Origin of the sequence: Cognatazoarcus halotolerans (assembly GCF_009800965.1) — a bacterium.
Lineage (GTDB): Bacteria > Pseudomonadota > Gammaproteobacteria > Burkholderiales > Rhodocyclaceae > Cognatazoarcus > Cognatazoarcus halotolerans.
Window position 1 is genome coordinate 84,846 of record NZ_WUAF01000003.1, and the last position, 16,459, is coordinate 101,304.

Genomic DNA, 16,459 nt, shown 5'->3' on the forward strand with positions numbered 1-16,459 from the left:
ACCAGGCGGCCTCCAGGCCCGGATTTCAGCGCAAAGGCGCCAGCAGGGAAGCTCAGTCTGCCTCCTGGCGCCTTTTCATTGGGATTCCTAAGAGGGGAGAAAGCCATGCTCGACGCAAACATCAAGACGCAACTCAAGGCCTATCTCGAGCGCCTGCAGCAACCGATCGAACTGGTTGCATCGCTCGACGACAGCGCGAAATCGCAGGAAATGCACGCGCTCCTGCAGGACATTGCGAGCCTTTCCGACAAGGTCGCAATGCGCAGCGACGGCAGTGCGGACTTGCGGCCGTCGTTCAGCGTCGGACGTCCCGGCGAGACGGCCCGGGTGAGTTTCGCGGGTATCCCGATGGGCCATGAATTCACTTCGCTGATACTCGCCCTGCTGCAGACGGGCGGCCACCCGCCCAAGGTGGAAGAAGCGGTGATCGAACAGATCCGGGCGCTCGACGCCGAGATCCACTTCGAGACCTACATCTCCCTGTCCTGCCACAACTGTCCGGAAGTCGTTCAGGCGCTCAACCTGATGTCGATCCTGAACCCGAAGATCAGCCACACAATGATCGACGGCGCGCTTTTCCAGGATCGGGTCAACGAACTCAAGATCATGGCGGTGCCGACGGTGATCGCCAACGGCGAAGCCTTCGGTCAGGGCCGCATGCTGCTCGAGGAGATTCTCGCCAAGGTCGATACCGGGGCTGCGACGCGTGATGCGGCGAAACTTTCCGCCAAGGAAAGCTTCGACGTGCTCGTGGTCGGCGGCGGTCCGGCGGGCGCGGCGGCGGCGATCTACGCGGCGCGCAAGGGAATCCGCACCGGGGTGGTGTCGGAGCGCTTCGGTGGCCAGGTGCAGGACACCATGGCGATCGAGAACTTCATCTCGGTCAAGGAGACCGACGGACCGAAGCTGTCGATGGCGCTCGAGGAGCACGTCAAGAGCTACGAAGTCGACGTGATGAACCTGCAGCGTGCGGAGTCGCTCAAGGCGGGGGACATGATCGAGATCACGCTTGCCAACGGCGCGGTACTGCGCAGCCGCTCGGTGATTCTCGCAACCGGCGCGCGCTGGCGCGAGATGAACGTCCCCGGTGAGCGCGAGTACCGCGGTCGCGGCGTGGCCTACTGCCCGCACTGCGACGGTCCGCTGTTCAAGGGCAAGGATGTCGCGGTGATCGGCGGTGGCAATTCCGGTGTCGAAGCAGCGATCGACCTCGCCGGCATCGTGGCCCATGTGACCCTGCTGGAGTTCGACAGCAAGCTTCGCGCCGATGCGGTGCTGCAGACCAAGCTGCGCAGCCTGCCCAACGTCACCATCATCACCGACGCCCAGACCACCGAAGTGACCGGCAACGGCGAGAAGATGAACGGCTTGGTATACAAGGATCGCAAGAGCGGTGAAATGCATTCGCTTGCGCTCTCCGGCGTGTTTGTGCAGATCGGCTTGCTGCCCAACACCGACTGGCTCAAGGGCACCCTCGCCCTTTCGAAACATGGCGAGATCGAGATCAACAGCCGTTGCGAGACTTCGCTGCCCGGTGTGTTCGCGGCGGGCGATGCGACGACCGTTCCGTACAAGCAGATCATCATCGCCATGGGCGAGGGCTCCAAAGCTGCCTTGTCGGCTTTCGATCACCTGATTCGAAGCCCCGCGCCGGCCGAGGAGGCCGCGGTCGTCTGAGCGAGCGCGGGCCGCGATGCGGCTTGCGAGGCCTGCCCGGCCGCGCGGATAATGCGGAACCCGAGCGCCCCTTCGGCCACAAGCCGCAGGGGCGTCACGACATGAAGGAGACCCCGCATGACCCGCACCCTGCCACTTGATCTGGCGGCCCTCGAACTCGCGCGTGAGCGCATAGCCGACGCGGTGATCCGCACCGCCCAGTGGCAGAACGATCCGCTCTCCGAAGAGTTCGGTGTTCCGCTGCAGCTGAAACTCGAAAACCTGCAGCGTACGGGTTCGTTCAAGATCCGCGGCGCCACTCACAAGATCGGGCGCTTGATGGCCGGGGATCATCCGCCAGGCGGTGTAATAGCCGCTTCTGCGGGCAATCACGCGCAGGGCGTGGCGCGGGCCGCGATCCTTGCCGGCCTGCACGCGGTGGTGGTGATGCCGGTGAGCGCACCGCTTACCAAGATCCAGTCATGTCGCAAGATGGGCGCGGATGTGCGCCTGTTCGGTGACAATTTGGAGCAGGCGGCCGACGAAGCCCGGCGTATCGCGGCGGCCGACAAGCTCGAGTTCCTGCATCCCTACGATGACTGGGACGTGATCGCTGGGCAGGGCAGTTGCGGCCTCGAAATGCTCGAAGATGCGCCCGACATGACGGTCGCGATCGTTCCGCTGGGCGGTGGTGGGCTGATCTCTGGGATCGCCCTTGCGCTCAAGTTGCAGAACCCGGCCATCCGCATCATCGGCGTGCAGACCGAGACGGTCGCGCCCTATCGTCGCTTCCTGATCGACGGTTCGCTCGAAGAGGTTTCGCCGGCTGCCCACACGATCGCCGACGGCATCAAGGTCAAACGGCCGGGGCAGTGCAATCGCCAGGTGATCGCGCGCCATGTCGACCAGATCGTCACCGTCGACGACAACGCCATTGCCGAGGCGATCGTCACGCTGCTCGAGCGCACCCGTACCATTGGCGAGGGTGCGGGCGTGGTCGGCCTTGCCGCGCTGATGCAGAAGAAGATCCGCCTCAATGCGGCGGACCGGGTGGTGTGCGTGATCTCCGGCGGCAATGTGGACATGACCCTGGTCGGGCGCTCGATCGACTATGGCCTTGCCTCGAGCGGGCGCCTGATGAGCGTCGCGGTCACCATCGCGGACACGCCGGGCAGACTCATGGCACTGATCAAGTCGGTTGCCGAGTTGGGCATGAACATCCGTCATGTCGAGCACCGTCGGGGCGAGCTGCACGTGCCGGTAGGCATGACCGAGGTGATCCTGCAGATGGAAACCCGTGACTTCGAGCACCAGCGCGAACTGCTTGCCCATCTCGCCGGTGAAGGCATGACGGTGCGCAATCTGCTCGGTCTGTAGTGCCTGTGCAGGTGCAGCACTGGCGCAAGGCGCGTTGCCGGGCTATTGTAGTACCCGCAGCCCGGATCCCCGGGCGCCCGCAATGCAGAGGACGCCATGTCACGTATCGAGTGGAGCGATTACGCCTGTTCGGGTTTGTATGATGAGCTGCTGACGGAGGGCGGCGTGCCCCGGGAGGCGGCGCTGGAATTGTGCAGGTACCTGGCGAGCCTGTCCGCGCAGGAGGTGGCGGAACTCAAGAGCGCGGCAGAGGTGGCGATCCAGGTCATGGGGATCACCTTCACGGTCTATTCCGACGGAAACATGATCGACCGGGCGTGGCCCTTCGATATCGTTCCGCGGATCATTCCACTTGCCGAGTGGCAACGTGTCGAAGCCGGCCTCAAGCAGCGCGTTCATGCCCTCAACCTCTTCATCGACGATCTCTACCACGATCAGCGCATCATCAAGGATGGCGTTTTTCCCGCCGAACTGCTCGAGCAATCGGTGAATTTCCGTCCGCAATGTGTTGGCGTCAGTCCGCCTCACGGCATCTGGGCGCACATCTGCGGATCTGATCTGGTGCGGGACAAGGACGGCACCATCTACGTCCTCGAGGATAATCTGCGCATTCCCTCGGGCGTCTCCTACATGCTCGAGAACCGCAACGTCATGAAGCGCGTGATGCCCGAGATGTTCGAAACCGGCCGCATCATGCCGGTCGACGACTATCCCGCCCAGCTTTACGACATGCTCGCCGCGATGTCGCCGCGACCAGGCGACGTGCCGTCCATCGCGATCATGACGCCGGGTATCTACAATTCAGCTTATTTCGAGCACGCATATCTCGCCCAGCAGATGGGCGTCGATCTGGTGGAAGGTTCGGATCTCATCGTCGGCACCGACGATTGCGTCTACATGCGCACCATCGATGGCCTCAAGCGGGTGGATGTGATCTATCGACGGGTGGATGACCTGTTCATCGACCCCGAGGCATTCAATCCCGAATCAATGCTGGGCGTGCGCGGACTGATGCGAGCCTGGCGTGCCGGCAATGTTGCGCTGTGCAATGCACCGGGTGCCGGCGTTGCCGACGACAAGGTGGTGTATGCCTTCGTCCCCAAGATCATCAAGTACTACCTCGGGGAAGAGGCGATCGTCCCCAATGTGCCGAGTTACCTGTGCATGTATGACGAGGACCGGCGCTATGTGCTCGACAACCTCGACAAGCTGGTCGTCAAGCCGGCGAACGAATCGGGCGGTTACGGCATGCTGGTGGGGCCGCATTCGACTGCGGGACAGCGAGCCGAGTTCGCCGACCGCATCAAGGCCGATCCGCGCAACTACATGGCCCAGCCGACGCTCATGCTGTCGGCGGCACCAACGCTGTGTGCGGAAGGCATCGAGCCGCGACACGTCGACCTGCGGCCCTTCATCCTGTCCTCGGGCAGCGACACTTACGTGACGACCGGCGGGCTCACGCGGGTGGCCCTGGTGAAGGGGTCGCTGGTGGTGAATTCATCGCAGGGTGGCGGCAGCAAGGACACCTGGATCGTGGATACGGAGGGAGCCTGACCATGTTGTCCCGAGTCGCTGAAAACCTGTACTGGCTGGGCCGCTACCTGGAGCGGGCAGAGGATACTGCCCGCCTGATCCAGGTAAGTCGCCATGTGATGCTGGATTTTCCGGGCGCGGCCGTGATGGGCTGGTCCTCGTTGATCAACATCACGGGCAGCCATGAACTGTTCGACGAGCATTACGGCAAGCGGGACGAAGCCAGCGTGCTGGCCTTCCTGTGCGCCGATCGCCGTTATGGCGGATCGATCGTCTCCGCACTTGCCGCGGCGCGCGAAAACCTGCGTACCACGCGCGAAGTCATGCCCCGCGAAGTCTGGGAGGAAATCAACCAGCTCTACCATTCGGTAACCGAACAGGTCAGCCGGGGCATCGCGATGCGGCGCATGGATGGCTTCCTGAAAAGCGTGATCCGCGGCTGCCAGACCGTCACCGGCATGATCATCGGTACCTTGAGTCACACACCGGCGCGCACTTTCATCGGCATCGGTTGCTATCTCGAGCGCGCCGACATGACGACCCGCACCCTTGACGTCCGTTCCGCGAATCTGCTGCCGCGCACGCCGGGTGATCTCACCCCGTTCGAGAATCTGCAGTGGATGGGTGTGCTCAAATCGCTCTCGGCCTACCAGATGTACCGTCAGCAGATGCGCCACCGAGTGCGTGGGCCCGATGTGGTGGCCTTCATCCTCAAGGACCATCTGTTCCCTCGCTCGATCAATCGTTGCCTCATGGATCTGCATCGCAACATGTACAGCCTGCCGCGCAATGGCGAGGCTTGCGCCGTGGTGACCGCGCTGCAGAATCGCCTGGAGTCGGTGGACGCCGGCTGGCTGGCCGGTTCCGCGGATGATCTGCACCGTTTTGTCGACGACCTGCAGGTGGGTATCGGCGAGATTCACGACGTCATCAAGTCGACCTGGTTTGCCGGTGTCGACGAGCCGGCACCCGTCATCTCGACCTGATTCCTTCACGTGATGGGCGAAGGTGCGGTGGATTCCCCGTCCGTCGTTCCTCCAAGCTGGCGGCCGTCGACGGAGCGGCGCTCGGGTCGAGGACGGCTGCGGCCGTGATTCGACCGGCTGGCGGCCGCCATGCTCGCCAGCGTCGTCGGGTCCAGCGGCGCCAGTTCAAGTTTTCGGTCCGGCTGTCGATACAGGCTGTCATCGAATCTCTGGCATCTTGCCAAAATCATGGACCCTCGAATCGAGGTTGCGTCGGCGCGTGAAGATGCGCAGCGTGGCGCCTGCCGGCAGGCGTGCGCCGGTGGACAATGGGCGGCCCGGCAATGGAAGGCATGAAAGGCCCCTCTCCAGCGCTGCGGATCTGTCTCGTATATTCGTTGTTCGCGTGCCTGTGGATACTGTTTTCGGACCGGCTGCTGAACGCGACGGTCCACGACCCGGAGCGTGTCGCCATGCTTGCCACGCTCAAGGGGTGGCTGTTCGTGGCGGTCACCAGCGTGCTCCTGTGGGTACTCATGAGGCGTTACGGCGGGCAGCTGGCCGTGCGCGAGCAGCAGGCCCGCTTGCTGCTCGGCCAGGCAGGCGAAGCAATCTGTGTGGTCGAGCGCGACGGTCGCAGGTTGTTGCGAGCGAATCCCGCACTGGCCGTCCTGCTGCAGCGCTCGCCCGAGGCGCTCCAGAACGATGACATCTCGGCGTGCTTCGCCGAATCCGACCGGCAGTCCTTTCAGGAATATCTGACGACGCTGCCCGGCGGACGGTCCGATACGCGCAACTGGCGGCTGTTGCGTGCCGACGGCGTGGTACTGCAGGTCGACCTGCTGGCTCAGCGCCTCGACGATGGGTGCTATCTGCTGATGGGGCGCGATGTAAGTGCGACGCGCGCCGCCCAGGACGCGCTCGAGGCCGAGCGCGCCCGCTTACGGATTCTGATCCGCAGTATTCCGGACATGATCTGGCTGAAGGATGACGGCGGCGTCTATCTTGCGTGCAATCAGGCGTTCGAGCATTTTTTCGGGGTGTCCGAGACGGACTTGATCGGCCGTACCGACTACGATCTCGTGGATGCCGGGCTGGCTGAGCATTTTCGACGAAAGGATCGCGAGACGCTGGGGCGCGGCAGCCCGGGAACATATGAGGAATGGATAGGTTCGGCGGGGGGCGAACGCAGCTTGCTCGAGACCACCAAGACCCCCATGTACGATCAGGGCGGCCTGCTCGTCGGAGTTCTCGGCGTCGCCCGCGACATTACCCGGATGCGCCGCAACGAGACCCTGTTGGCCGACGAGATTTCGAGTCGTTCGCTGCTCCTCGAGCAGCTCGAGGACGGCGTGGTGGTGCTCGACACGGATGGCGGGGTGGTGGAACTCAACGAGGGGTTTGCGCGTCTGCTTGGGTACAGCCGTGGCGAGGCCGCAGTGCTTCACGTGTGGGATTGGGAATGCAGCTGGTCGCGGGAAGACGTGCTTCATGCCCTGCGTGACGAATCTCGCGGGAACACCGTCTTCGAGACCCGGATGCGCCGTCGAGACGGCGCGTTGCGCGACGTGGAAGTGCGCAGCTCTCGTCTGTACCGCGAAGGCGGAAGGGTATGGTTGTGCCTGTGCCACGACATTACCGAGCGAAAGGATGCGGAGCGGGCCTTGCAGGCCAGCGAAGCACGAAACCGTTCCGTATTGTCCGCCCTGTCGGAAGGAATCCTCGTCTTTGACCCGGCAGGCCGTGTCATCAGCGCCAACCACGCGGCCACGGCCGAGGCGTTCTGTGGCAGCGCGGCCGGTGCGGGCGGATCGCTTCAGGAATGGCAGGTGTTCGGTGAAGACGGTCGGCCGATCGCGGTCGCCGATCTGCCCGTGACGGTGACCTTGCGCGAGGGCACACCGCAGCGCGACGTGTTGCTCGGCCACAAGCGCCGAGACGGAGCCACCGTCTGGCATATCGTCAATTCGGAGCCGATTTTCGATCCTGAGACCGGAAATCTGGGCGCCGCGGTGGTGTCCTTCTTCGATGTCACCGATCGGCGGGCGGCGGAAGAAACCGTGCGGACGCTCTCGCTCGTGGTCGAGCAGAGCCCCGGCGCCATCGGGATTACCGACCTGACCGGGCGTTTCGAATATGTCAATGAGGCGATGGTGCGCTCGACCGGACACAGCCGGGACGAACTGCTCGGCCGTCATGTTGAATTCCTGGCCGGCACGGGGGCGGAGCTGGGCGCCTACCGGGCGATGTCCGCGACCGTGAAATCGGGTGCCAGCTGGAGCGGTGAACTGATCTGTCGCAACCGCAGCGGCGGACGCATCGTCGGCCTTGCCCTGGTGGCGCCGGTACGGCGAGCGGACGGCAATGTCAGCAACTATTTCATGATCATGCAGGACGTTACCGCCGCCAAGGCAGTCGAGGCCGAGCTCGAGCGGCATCGACGCGATCTCGAAGCGCTGGTGAATGCCCGTACCGGCGAGCTGGCCGCGAGCAACCGGGCGCTCGAGGGCCGGGTGAAGGAAGTGGCGGAGCTCAATGCGCGGCTGATGGCCTGGACAGAAGAGCTCAGGCAGGCACGGGATGCCGCCGACGTGGCAAGCCGTGCCAAGAGTGCGTTTCTCGCCAATACGAGCCACGAGATCCGCACCCCGATGAACGCGATCCTCGGCCTTGCACATCTGATGCGGCGTGGGGAAATGAATTCCCAACAGATCGAGCGACTCGACAAGCTCACCGTTGCGGCTACGCACCTGCTGAGCATCATTGACGACGTGCTGGATCTGTCAAAGATCGAAGCAGGCAAGCTGACGCTCGAATGCCTGCCGTTCACACTTGCTGAGCTATTCGGCACGGTTACCGGCCTGCTCGGCGGCAAGGCGAGCGAAAAGGGCTTGCGGATCGATACCCGGATTGGTCCGGGGCTCGATGGCAGCCTGCTTGGCGACCGTCAACGGCTCACCCAGGTGTTGCTCAACTATCTCGGTAATGCGATCAAGTTCACCGAGCGTGGCGAAATCGTGCTGTCCGCGGAGCGGCTACCGGAGGAAGGGGGGGCTCGTATGTCCGCTTCGCGGTAGCGGACACCGGCATCGGTATCGCGCCGGAAGTGATGGCCCGAATCTTCAAACCCTTTGAACAGGCGGATTCTTCGACCACGCGCAGCTACGGCGGGACCGGCCTGGGCCTGACGATCAGCAAGCGCCTTGCCGAGATGATGGGTGGCGAGGCCGGTGGCAGCAGCACGCCGGGTAAAGGCAGCACGTTCTGGTTCACCGCGAAGCTCGAACCCGCCCCCGTGTCGCTGCGTCGGCCGACGCCACTCGAATCGGCCGAGCGGCCGGCGCGGGCGCGGCGCGATTGCCGTCTGCTGGTGGTGGAAGATCACCCGGTGAACCAGGAGGTCGCGGTGGCGATCCTTGCCGACGCGGGTTACCGCGTCGATGTCGCAGGAAATGGCCGGGAGGCGGTCGAGAAGGTCAGCGGCGCGCACTACGACCTGATTCTCATGGACATGCAGATGCCCGAGATGGACGGTCTTGAGGCGACCCGCGCGATCCGCGCACTTCCCGGGCGCGATCGGCTGCCGATCGTTGCCATGACGGCAAACGCGTTTGCCGAGGATCGTGACAATTGTCTCGCTGCCGGAATGAACGATCACATCGCCAAGCCGGTCGATCCCGCGCTGCTTGAATCCACCGTTGCTTACTGGCTCGGTACGACGCAGCCGGCGAAACCGGTGACGATCGCCCCCGATGCGGCCGTCACGGGCGAGGAAGACGATCTGGAGGGGCGGCTGCGGCGCTGTGGCCTGATGGACGTTGATCGAGGCATGCGCCTGATGCGCAACCGCCCCGCACGCTATGCCGCGATGCTGCGATTGTTTTCCGAGGAGTACGTGACCCATCCGCAAAAGTTGCGAGCAAGGCTTGCCGCGGGTGATCTGCGGGAGGCCGAGCGGCTTGCGCATTCACTCAAGGGCTCGGCCGCAACCATTGGCGCAGACCAGTTGGCTGCCGCAGCGGCCAATCTGGAGAGCGCGCTGCGCAACGCGGCGCCGGCCGGCCGGATCGAAACCTTGATGGAGGAGCTCGAGCGCAACAGCGAGGCACTTCACGCACCGCTCGCGAGCGCACTAAATATGCAAATTTGATGTTAAGTTAGCGCTGCGCGAATCGTTAACAGCGCTATCGGATAGAGATCAAAAAATCGTGTTGTCAGCGCCTTTTGTCGGGCGTGTGCAGGAGTGCAAACATGTCGTCCCAATTGTCGGGTGCAGGCGACGAATACGTCGGATTCCTGCCCGAGGAGCCGAATGCCGGCGTATCGGCAGGGCCTGCATGGCGTGTGCTGGCAGTCGATGACGACGAGTTGTTCCAGCGAGCGACGGCGCTCGCGCTTCGCGATTTCACGATCTTCGACCGCCCGGTCGAGTTGCTTCAGGCGGGAAGTCTTGCAGAGGCGGCACGCGTGCTGGCCCGCGAGCGGGATATCGCGGTGATTCTTGCCGACGTCGTCATGGAGACCGACGATGCCGGCTTGCGACTGGTCAAGGGCGTGCGTGAAATGCTCGGTTTTGCGGAGACGCGAATCGTCCTGCTCACCGGTCAGCCCGGTTTTGCACCGATCGAAAACGTGATGGTGGACTATGACATTTCGGACTACTGTCTGAAGAGCGATCTTGCCCACCGTGGGATCAAGAACGTGCTCGTGGCAGCGGTGCGTGGGTATCGCGACCTATGTACCCTGAGTGCCGCGCGGCGCGGCCTGCAATTGATCCTCGAATCCAGCAATCGCCTCTCCTGCGCGCGCGGCATCGGCGAACTCGCCCACGGCATGCTGGTGGAGATCGCAGGCCTGCTCAGGATTTCGCCGGAAGGGATCGTCTGTGCCGGTGCCGCGGACGAGCGCTCGAATCGAACCGGTGCCTTGGCCGGCGAGCGTGAGCCGATCGTGATCGGGGCCGCGGGTTCGCAGGCTGACTGGATCGACCGTCCGCTGTCGCACATTGGCGAGGCATCCATTCGCGATCTGATCATGCAGGCCTTTCGCGCGCATGCGTCGATCGAGCGAAGCGATGCGCAGGTCATCTACTTCCCCGCCCAGCAGGCGCTTGCCGAATATGTGGTCTATGTCCAGACGCCCCGCTCGCTCGCGCGTGACGAGATCGAGTTGCTGAGGGTCTTCATGGCCAATGTCTCCAAGGGCTTCGGCAACCTGGCGCTGATCGGCCGGCTTGACCGGCTCGCCTTCGAGGATGAACTGCTCGGCATTCCCAATCGCAGTGCCGCGATCCGCGAGATTGAACGCCTGCGCATCAGTGCGCTGGGGCGCGGGGCGCGTCTGGTGCTTATCGACCTGGACAACTTCGGGGGCCTCAATGATGCGTTCGGGGTCAGCGTCGGAAACGAACTCCTCAAGGCGGTACGGGGGCCACTGCAGCAGGCGTTCCCACCCCCGGTATTTCTTGCTCGCTTGAGTGCCGACCTTTTCGCCGTGGTCGGCGATGCGGAAGCGGTCACCATGGAGCGCGCACTGGAGGCGCTGTCCCAGCCGTTCAGGCTCGGCGGGACAACGCTTCGCGTAAGTGCCTGCGCGACACAGATCGATCTCGACGCCACCGATGGCGACGGCGCGGAGTTGCTGCGCGCCGCGCGCAGCGGCCTGAGGGCGGCCAAACGCCGGGGTACCGGCGTAGCCCTCGCGTACGATCCCGCGTTCGAGCAGATGGCCGCCAAGCGCTTCGAGCGGGCGTCCGAACTTGCAGGGGCGATCGCCGCCGGGGAATTGCGCCTGGTGTTCCAGCCACAGGTGGCGCTTGCGACGGGGCGGCTGGCCGGTGCCGAGGCCCTGTTGCGCTGGTCGCGGTGCGGGCGCGAGATTTCACCCGCGGAATTCATCCCGATCGCCGAAGAATCCTCGCTGATTCATGCCATCGGCGAGTTCGTTGTGCGCGAGGCCTGCCGCGGCCTGTGTGCACTCGCCGAGGCCGGCGTCGATCTTCCCGTGCTTGGTGTCAATATCTCGGCGCGACAGTTCGAGATACCGGGCCTCGTGGACGATATTCAGGCGATCTGCCGCGAACATGGCGTGGCTCCGGGCAGCCTCGGCATCGAGGTCACTGAAACCGCGGTCATGGGGTCCTTCGACCGCGTGGCGAGTGCCCTTCAGCAGTACCGCGATGGCGGCGGCAAGGTGGCGATTGATGATTTCGGCACCGGGATGTCATCGCTCGAATATTTGCTCAGACTGCCGATGGACCACCTGAAGATCGATCGTGCCTTTGTTTCCGGTCTCGAGAGCGACGAGCGCAGCAGGCAGATTGCCCGGCTGATCATCGAATTCGGTCGGCGTCTCGGCGCATCGCTGATCGCCGAAGGCGTGGAGACTCAGGCCCAGGCGGAGTGGCTGCGCGGGCAGGGCTGTCATATTGCGCAGGGATGGCATTTCGGCAGACCGATGGGGCTCGACGCGTTCATTGCGTATGCGCGAACGGCAGGGCGGAGTCCGGGCACCTAGCCATGGTGGCGCCCGAAAAGGGGGGGCGAAACGGCGGCTTCCGGCGCCACGCGAAAAGGGCGTTGCTCTACCTGCTGCCCTGGTGGATTCTGGTGCCGGTGATTGCGGTCCTGCTGCACGGTGCCCGTGTCGATGCCGAACTGACGCCGATCCGCGAAGCAGAGGCGATCAAGGTGCGCGGGGCCATGCGTGGTCTGCACCGGACTGTCGATCAGCTCAGTCATGACATCCGCCTCCTGTCACGTGTCGTACACGACCTCGGTCCCGACCCCGGCGCCGTTGGCTGGCGTGACGCGGTGGCGGGTTTCATGGTGCAGTTTCTCGGAACCTTCCCGGATTACTCGCAGGCACGTTTTCTCGACAACGCATGCCGCGAGATCGTGCGCGTCGACCGTAAGGGGGCGGAACTTGTCCGCACGCCGCCCGAGGCTCTGCAGGACAAATCCGGTCGCGACTATTGTGTCGCCGGCCAGGCGCTGAAGACCGGCCAGGCCTATGTTTCGCGGCTCGATGCGAACATCGAGCATGGGCGCGTGGTGTTTCCCATCGAGCCGACGCTCAGGATCATCGCGCGTGTCTCGGGTGATGCAATGGGACCCGGCGGGATGGTGATCCTGAACCTGGATGCAACGTCCTTGCTGGCGCGATTTCGCCTCACCGATCGGCAGACCCTGAGCTTGTTGGACGACGCCGGCTACTGGCTTCACTCGCCGGATGCGGCCGACGAAATGGCGTTTGCCCGGGGAGATTCCGCACGCCGCATGCCTGTTCGTCATCCGCACGAGTGGCAGCGGATTGTTTCCGGGGGCGAAGACACCGCCCAGTTCGAACTGTCATCAGGGCTGTGGACATCCCTGGTGTTCGTTGCACGCGAGGGCGAGAAATCGTTGATCTCCCCCACACTGTACGTGGTCGGTTTCATTCCCGAGGCCAGGCTGGAAGCGATTCGTGTACGCTCCGCCCAGACCTTCTGGCTGCTGGGTGGCTCGGTGATCATGGTCGTTACGGTGCTCACCCTCGCGCTTGCCCGCGCGCGTTTCCGCATGTCGGGCATGGTCGATGATCTGGCGCGTCAGGACGTCGAGTTGGCCGAGGCGGGCGATCTGCTCAAGGCCTCCCGGGACGAACTGGTCCGCAGCGAGCGGCTCTCCTCGCTCGGTCTCATGGTGGCCGGTGTGGCGCACGAGCTGAATACGCCGATTGGCGCAGCGATGATGGCTGGCGGTGTGCTCAAGGAGCAGCTCGATGCTTTCCGCCAGGCCTGCGCAGCGGGCCTGCGTCGCTCGGATCTGGCGCAATTCGATGGTGATCATGCCGAGGCGCTTTCCCTTCTTGAGGCGAATCTGCAGCGTGCAGCCCATCTCATCAAGCTCTTCAAGCAGGTCGCCACCGAGCGTGCCTCGGTGTCGCGGGAACGCTTCGACCTCGCGCAGCTGGTCGACGACGTGGTGACCTTGATGGGCGGGGCGCTGAAACGCACGCCGCATTCGGTCGAATGTGCGATCGAGCCCGGCCTCCAGATCGACGGTTATCCGGGTCCGCTCGGCCAGATCGTCCAGAATCTGGTGCAGAACGCAGTGATGCATGCCTTCCCGCAGGGCCGCGTCGGCCATATCGAGATCGGCGCGCGGCGCGATGGTTCGTGGATAAGGCTATGGGTGCGTGATGATGGCTGCGGGATTCCGCGCGAGGACGCCGAACGGGTCTGGGATCCCTTCTACACCACAGGACGAAACCGTGGCGGAACCGGACTGGGGTTGCATATCTGCCACAAGCTGGCGGTCGATGTGCTGGGCGGGTGCATCGATATCGCGACCAGCGGCGAGAGTAGCGGGACGACTTTCGAGGTCCGGTTTCCATGCGTGGCACCGGGGCCGGACGCAGAATCCGGGAACTCCACACCAGGCGGCGGCGCGCTGTCGAGTGGCTGAAACGGCAATCCGGTCAACAGCGGAAATGCAGCGCGCGTCGGCAGCTCAGGGGGTGCCCGCTGCGCTGCCTTCGCGACGCGGGTCCGCGCCGCCGGCCCACCGGCCGCGGCCGGGGTCGTGGGCGAACAGCCCGCCCCGTCCGTCTTCACGCCGGCCGTTGAAAACGATCCCGTGCAGCCCGCTGGTGAGATCCATGAACCGCACCGTGTGGCCGCGGCGTTCGAGTTCAGGCTTGAGCGCCTCGAGCCGGGTGTTCTTCTCGAGGTAGGTCACCGCGCTGGTCTGGGCGCCGAAATGCGGCAGATCGATGGCTTGCTGGATGTCGAGGTGCCAGTCGATCAGCCCGGTGAGGCTGCGCGTCACGAACTGGATGATGGTGCTGCCGCCGGGCGAACCGATGATTGCCTCGAGTTCACCGTTGCGGTTGAAGACCATGGTCGGCGACATCGAGCTGCGCGGTCGCTTGCCGGCCTCGACGCGGTTTGCGACCAACCGCCCCTGATCGTCGCTGGCGCGGAAGGAAAAATCGGTGAGCTGGTTGTTGAGCAGGAAGCCGCGCGCCATCTGGAAGCTGCCGAAGGCCGATTCGATGGAGGTGGTCATCGACACCGCGTTGCCGTCGCGGTCGACGATCGAGATATGGCTGGTCGAGGGCAGCGGCTGGCTGTAGTCGGTGCCGCGTGCGGTGCTCGCGCCGGGCGGCTGGCCAGCCTCGGGCGTGCCCATCGAGCGGTCCATGCGGATCAGGCTTGCGCGACGGGCGAGATACGCGGGGTCGAGCAGGCCGGCGAGCGGCACATCGACGAAATCGCTGTCGGCCATGTAACGGGCACGGTCCGCGTAGGCGAGCCGATAGATTTCGGAGATCAGGTGCACCGTGTCGGCGGAGTCGGCCTGCATCGCGGCGAGGTCGAAATGCTCGAGCATGCCCAGGCTCATGCCCATCGTCGCCGCGCCCGAACTCGGCATGCCCATGCCGCAGATGTGATAGGCCGCGCGATACTCGAAACACACAGGCATACGCTTGATCGCCCGGTAGCCGGCCAGGTCCGCGGCGCTGAGCAGCCCCGGATTGTCGTGGTGCCCACGTACCGCGGCGACGATGTCGGCGGCGATATCGCCGTGGTAGAGCGCGTCTGCACCGCCTCTTGCGATGCGCCGCAGGGTGTCGGCCAGGGCGGGGTTGCGGAGCGGTGCGCCGACCGCTAGCGGCTGGCTGTCGGGTGTCAGGAAATAGCGCGCTGCGTCGGGCTGGCCGGCAAGCTCTGCGGCATTGGCCGCGATCAGCGCATGCAGGCGTGGCGAGACCGGAAAGCCTTGCGTGGCAAGCGTGATCGCCGGCTCGAAGAGTCGTGCCCAGGGCAGCCGGCCGTGTTCCCGATGGGCGAGCTCGAGCATGCGCAGCACCCCGGGCACCCCTACGGAGCGGCCACCAATGACCGCCTGTCTGAACGGCATTGGCTTGCCGCTCGCGTCCGAGAACAACGCTGCGGTGGCGGCCGCGGGGGCCGTTTCACGGCCGTCGTAGCTCGCCAGCTGCCGGCCGTCGGCATCGAAATGGAGCATGAAGGCGCCGCCACCGATCCCCGAGGATTGCGGCTCCACCAGGGTCAGTACCATTTGCACCGCGATCGCCGCGTCGACCGCAGTGCCGCCCGCAGCAAGTATCCCGACGCCTGCGTCGACAGCCAGCGGGTTGGCTGCGGCGACCATGTCACGGGGGGCAAAGCTGATCTGTCGGTCCTGCCAGCCGGAGGGGTGTTCGGGTGCGATGAAACCCGCGGGCGGCGTGGTCGGGACGATCGCGCTGCAGGCGCCTAGCAGCGCTGCCGCTATGGCGAGCCCGGTGCGGAGCAGGAGGCGTTCGATGGCCAACATCCTCGCTCTCAGGGCCGGATGTAGGACCAGCCTTCGCGCTGGCGCTGCATGATCTCCAGTACGCCGGCGCTGACCGTCCTGACGCCGGCATGCAGTTCGGCTTCGGTGACATGCTGGGCGCGCATGGTGTTGCTGCACGCCGACAGGGCGATACCGTGGCTGCTCGCGTCGCCAAGACGCTCGCCCACCACCGAATCGTCCTTGAGCATTGCGAGTCCGGGGCCGTAGGCCACGATCTCCACCTCGACCTTGTCGGGCCCGCCCAGTGCGCTGATCAGGTTGTTGGCATTGTTGAGTGCCAGGTTCCACTTTGCGGGGTCGTTGTCGCTTACCTGGATGACCACGCCGGGTCTGTCGGCCGCGTGGGCAAGCGGGGCGGCGAGAAAGACTGCCAGCAAGGCCGGCAGTACACGAATCCGAAGGCCTGGAAACGGGATCGTCATGAGTGTCTCCGCGATGACGTCGTTCGATTTTTCTGGCCGGGCGGCGGGCGTCCGGTATCGGAAGCACCCACCTTGTCTGCACACCCGGTCGCCTAGATTGATTGAGCGCTGAGAATTTCGCAACACGAAGGACCGCTCGGGGCGGTCCGGGGACGTGCCG

General features: G+C 64.6%; 10 protein-coding genes. 8 read left to right on the plus strand and 2 right to left on the minus strand.

What is annotated here, in order from left to right:
• Positions 1-105 precede the first annotated feature (105 nt).
• From ahpF to GQB03_RS05400, 8 genes are all read left to right on the plus strand, one after another.
• The gene (gene ahpF, locus GQB03_RS05365; RefSeq protein ID WP_159685697.1) at positions 106-1,677 is read left to right on the plus strand and encodes an alkyl hydroperoxide reductase subunit F; all 1,572 of its coding nucleotides are present in this window, start codon (positions 106-108) and stop codon (positions 1,675-1,677) included.
• 117 nt (positions 1,678-1,794) lie between these two features.
• Positions 1,795-3,033: a threonine ammonia-lyase gene (gene ilvA, locus GQB03_RS05370; protein ID WP_159685700.1), complete on the plus strand. Its 1,239-nt coding sequence runs from the start codon at positions 1,795-1,797 to the stop codon at positions 3,031-3,033.
• 96 nt (positions 3,034-3,129) lie between these two features.
• Positions 3,130-4,587, plus strand: coding sequence for a circularly permuted type 2 ATP-grasp protein (locus tag GQB03_RS05375; protein WP_159685702.1), 1,458 nt, complete (start codon positions 3,130-3,132; stop codon positions 4,585-4,587).
• 2 nt (positions 4,588-4,589) lie between these two features.
• Positions 4,590-5,552, plus strand: coding sequence for an alpha-E domain-containing protein (locus tag GQB03_RS05380; RefSeq protein ID WP_159685705.1), 963 nt, complete (start codon positions 4,590-4,592; stop codon positions 5,550-5,552).
• 323 nt (positions 5,553-5,875) lie between these two features.
• Entirely contained in the window at positions 5,876-8,608 is a 2,733-nt protein-coding gene (locus GQB03_RS05385; protein ID WP_159685707.1) for a PAS domain S-box protein, read from the plus strand.
• Between the two features lie 32 nt (positions 8,609-8,640).
• The gene (locus tag GQB03_RS05390) at positions 8,641-9,681 is read left to right on the plus strand and encodes a response regulator (protein WP_159685710.1); all 1,041 of its coding nucleotides are present in this window, start codon (positions 8,641-8,643) and stop codon (positions 9,679-9,681) included.
• Positions 9,682-9,782: 101 nt separating this feature from the next.
• Positions 9,783-12,047: a two-component system response regulator gene (locus GQB03_RS05395; RefSeq protein ID WP_159685713.1), complete on the plus strand. Its 2,265-nt coding sequence runs from the start codon at positions 9,783-9,785 to the stop codon at positions 12,045-12,047.
• Between the two features lie 2 nt (positions 12,048-12,049).
• The gene (locus tag GQB03_RS05400) at positions 12,050-13,978 is read left to right on the plus strand and encodes a sensor histidine kinase (RefSeq protein WP_159685715.1); all 1,929 of its coding nucleotides are present in this window, start codon (positions 12,050-12,052) and stop codon (positions 13,976-13,978) included.
• 45 nt (positions 13,979-14,023) lie between these two features.
• Here GQB03_RS05400 and ggt read toward each other — a convergent pair whose 3' ends face one another.
• Both ggt and GQB03_RS05410 read right to left on the minus strand, forming a co-directional pair.
• Entirely contained in the window at positions 14,024-15,856 is a 1,833-nt protein-coding gene (gene ggt, locus GQB03_RS05405; protein ID WP_200832118.1) for a gamma-glutamyltransferase, read from the minus strand.
• Positions 15,857-15,864: 8 nt separating this feature from the next.
• Entirely contained in the window at positions 15,865-16,299 is a 435-nt protein-coding gene (locus GQB03_RS05410; RefSeq protein ID WP_159685718.1) for a DsrE family protein, read from the minus strand.
• Positions 16,300-16,459: the final 160 nt, after the last annotated feature.

What these genes read in the sequence shown, in the direction of transcription:
- GQB03_RS05390 (WP_159685710.1), top strand. Translation starts at nt 8,641, where the DNA reads ATGGCCCGAATCTTCAAACCCTTTGAACAGGCGGATTCTTCGACCACG.
- GQB03_RS05380 (WP_159685705.1), top strand. Translation starts at nt 4,590, where the DNA reads ATGTTGTCCCGAGTCGCTGAAAACCTGTACTGGCTGGGCCGCTACCTG.
- ilvA (WP_159685700.1), top strand. Translation starts at nt 1,795, where the DNA reads ATGACCCGCACCCTGCCACTTGATCTGGCGGCCCTCGAACTCGCGCGT.
- ahpF (WP_159685697.1), top strand. Translation starts at nt 106, where the DNA reads ATGCTCGACGCAAACATCAAGACGCAACTCAAGGCCTATCTCGAGCGC.
- GQB03_RS05395 (WP_159685713.1), top strand. Translation starts at nt 9,783, where the DNA reads ATGTCGTCCCAATTGTCGGGTGCAGGCGACGAATACGTCGGATTCCTG.
- GQB03_RS05400 (WP_159685715.1), top strand. Translation starts at nt 12,050, where the DNA reads ATGGTGGCGCCCGAAAAGGGGGGGCGAAACGGCGGCTTCCGGCGCCAC.
- GQB03_RS05410 (WP_159685718.1), bottom strand. Translation starts at nt 16,299, where the DNA reads ATGACGATCCCGTTTCCAGGCCTTCGGATTCGTGTACTGCCGGCCTTG.
- GQB03_RS05385 (WP_159685707.1), top strand. Translation starts at nt 5,876, where the DNA reads ATGGAAGGCATGAAAGGCCCCTCTCCAGCGCTGCGGATCTGTCTCGTA.
- GQB03_RS05375 (WP_159685702.1), top strand. Translation starts at nt 3,130, where the DNA reads ATGTCACGTATCGAGTGGAGCGATTACGCCTGTTCGGGTTTGTATGAT.
- ggt (WP_200832118.1), bottom strand. Translation starts at nt 15,856, where the DNA reads ATGTTGGCCATCGAACGCCTCCTGCTCCGCACCGGGCTCGCCATAGCG.